The sequence below is a fragment of the Spiroplasma sp. hy2 genome (genome assembly GCF_044714365.1).
GTDB lineage: Bacteria > Bacillota_I > Bacilli_A > Mycoplasmatales > Mycoplasmataceae > Spiroplasma > Spiroplasma phoeniceum.
Genome location: NZ_RXFZ02000122.1, coordinates 1 through 3,142, shown reverse-complemented (window position 1 = coordinate 3,142; position 3,142 = coordinate 1). Strand labels below are relative to the sequence as shown.

The window sequence follows — 3,142 nt, the reverse complement described above, 5'->3', positions numbered from 1 at the left end:
TTTAATTATTTTTTTCATTAATTATTTACCTCCATATATTAAAAATATACCTAATTTTAGGTATATTTTATAAATATCAAGAGTTTTCGACAAAATTAAAGAATATTTCTTAAAAGAAAAAAATTTTTCAAATAAATTGTTTAATCTTTTTCTGTATTTTTAGCTTCTTTTGATTCAGAAACCGGTTCTTCGCTTACTTGTTGTTCACTAACTTTTAATTCTGGTTTGGTCTGTTCTGGAACAAATGGCATAATTTCTTGATTTAATAAATTAACATTATTAATCATAAATTGCCCTGCTTGACTTGCTAATGAAAAACAACATTTCTTTTTACTACGGGTTCCTTCGGTATGATAAATTACTAATTGATTTGTTTTATCATTGCGTTCAACACGAGTAATTTTTCGAATTAAAATTCGCTCCCCTAAAAAAGCAATTTCCTTTTCATCAATTCCAACAGCAATTAGTTGTAAAAATAAGAAAATATAAACTCCTACCCCAACTGTCAAGCCAAAAACTAACACAATCATAATTGTTGAGAAATCAATAACAAACTGGAATAAAAATCCAAGAATAACAACTGGTAAATTAATTCCTAACACTGTAAATAAAATAATTAAAATTTTTTTATTAATAAAACGTGCTTTAAATTCTCGTTTTGTAAAACTAATTAAATAACCAATAATTGATAAACTAACTGCAACAAATAAAAATGCTGCCATCGAGATTGCAATTATTGTTCCTTTTTCAGTATTTTTCATTTTTAGGCTTTCCTTTCTATCACAATGATTCTTATTTGCGAACTTGTGCCATTACTTCTGAAGCAAAATCAATTTCTTCTTTTTCAATTCCTTCACCAACTTCATAACGAATCATATCAACAACATGAACATTATTTGCTTTTATAACATCACTAATTTTTTGATCAGGATTAACAACAAAAACTTGGTCTAAAAATGATATTTCTGCTAATTGTTTATTTAAACGCCCTTCAACCATTTTTTCTAAAATATTATCTGGTTTTCCAGCATTTTTTGGATCATTTTTTGCTTCAGCCGTTAAAATTGCTTTTTCACTATTTAAAAAATCCGTTGAAATATCATCACGTGAAATAAATTGTGGACGCATTGCCGAAACATGCATTGCTAATTGTTTTCCAATTGTTTCATCAATTTTACCACTAAAAGTTAAAACAGTTGCAATGCGATTATTAGAATGTAAATAAAATCCCATTGATTGATCTGCTTTTAAATGAATTATTTTAAAACGACGTAAGGTAATCTTTTCACCAATTGTTGCAATAGCATGAACAATAACAGTTTCTAATGATTCACCATTAACTGATATTTTTAATGCATCTTCCACAGTTTTCGGTTCATTATTAATTAAAGTTTCTCCTACGGTTGCCATTAAATCTAAAAATTGCTTATTTTTTGCAACAAAATCGGTTTCTGAATTAACTTCGAAAATAACTGTTTTATCACCTTTAGTTACTAAACCAACTAATCCTTCAGCAGCAACTCGATCAGATTTTTTGGCCGCTTTGGTAATTCCTTTTTCACGCAACCATGTAATTGCTTCTTCAATCTTTCCATCAGTAGCTTCTAATGCTTTTTTACAATCTAGCATTCCGACTCCTGTTCTATCTCTTAATTCTTTTACTAATTGTGCAGTAACTGCCATTCTAATTCTCCTTTCAAATTTAAGGGTGCTTGTATTGAAACTAACCAGTTAATACAATTTAATTTTTATGTTATTTTTTTACTATTTTATTATCAACAATTGTTAAATGTTTACTTAATTCACTAAACATTTTAGCTTTTTTTGCTTTTGGTAAGGCAAATCCTTCACTAAGAATTTCTAATTCATCAACTTTTAATTTTGATAATGTTTTTTCTAAATCATTATCAACTACATTAATTGTATCGAAATTAAAACTTGGTGGTGGAACTGGAACTGGTTCTTCTTTAACTGCGACAGGTTCTGCTACAGCAGGTGCCTCTTCTTTTCTTGAAGGTTGTACTTTATGTGCCGAATATGTTTCTTTTCCACGTTCATTTCTTCCACTCATTCTTCGATTATCATATTGCCCACCACGTGAATTACGATTGTCATCACTATCACGGCGCGTAAATTCATTTGGTTTAAATTGAGGTTCTGGCATTTTAATTCCCATTGCATCACCATATAAATCAACAATATGATGAGTAATAATTGCAATTGAGCGTGAAGTATCATCATTTGCTGGAATAATATAGTCAATTGGGTCAGGGTCAACATTTGTATCACAAATAGCAATCACTGGAATTCGTAATTTGCGTGCTTCCCGAACGGCAATATGTTCCTCTTTTGGATCAACCACAAATAATGCTTGTGGTAATTCTTTCATTCCTTTAATTCCACCTAAGAATTTTTCTAATTTATCTTTTTCTTTTTTAATTAACATTTGTTCTTTTTTTGGTAATAATTTTAATTCCCCATTTTTTTCTTGGCGTTCAATATTTCATAATCTTTTAACACGTAAATGAATTGTTTTTAAGTTTGTTAATGTTCCACCTAATCAACGTTGATTAACATAAAAACATTCGCAACGTTCCGCTGCATCCTTAACAATCCACTTGGCTTGTTTTTTTGTTCCAACAAATAAAATTTTTCCCTTACGTGCAGCAATACTTGCCATTAATTTTTTAACATCTTCTAATCTTCATAATGTTTGTTGTAGATCAATAATGTGAATCTTATTCTTTTCACCATAAATGTATGGTTTCATTTTTGGATTTCATCGTTTTGTTTGATGCCCAAATTGAGCGCCAGCTTCTCATAACATTTCTCTTGTTAATTCTTTTGCCATATTTCTATTTAATTCTCCTTTTCGTTAAAACATCCATTTATTTCTAACATTTACCACTATCTTATTAAAACAAATAGCACTGGGCAAATGAATCCATAAATGTGTATTGTATATCATTAATTTTATTGAATACAAGCAATAAAATTATAACATATTTTGTTTTAAACAAACAAATAAAAATGCTTTAATTTTGTCGAAAACTCTTGATATTTATAAAATATACCTAAAATTAGGTATATTTTTAATATATGGAGGTAAATAATTAATGAAAAAAATAATTACAGAATTTAA

At 28.4% G+C, this 3,142-nt stretch carries 3 protein-coding genes; all 3 read right to left on the bottom strand.

Translation table 4 applies throughout. The features are described from left to right. Nucleotides 1–140: 140 nt before the first annotated feature. The 3 genes from EHV01_RS04295 to rpsB all read right to left on the bottom strand — a co-directional run bounded on the left by EHV01_RS04295 (nt 141) and on the right by rpsB (nt 2,851). Nucleotides 141–761 (bottom strand): hypothetical protein, encoded by a 621-nt coding sequence (locus tag EHV01_RS04295; RefSeq protein ID WP_422066359.1) that lies wholly within the window; start codon nt 759–761, stop codon nt 141–143. Between the two features lie 31 nt (nt 762–792). Further along, nucleotides 793–1,683, bottom strand: a complete 891-nt coding sequence (gene tsf / locus EHV01_RS04290) for a translation elongation factor Ts (protein WP_422066358.1) — start codon at nt 1,681–1,683, stop codon at nt 793–795. Nucleotides 1,684–1,753: 70 nt separating this feature from the next. Next, complete coding sequence (rpsB, locus tag EHV01_RS04285) at nt 1,754–2,851, bottom strand: 30S ribosomal protein S2 (protein WP_422066357.1); 1,098 nt, start codon at nt 2,849–2,851, stop codon at nt 1,754–1,756. Nucleotides 2,852–3,142: the final 291 nt, after the last annotated feature.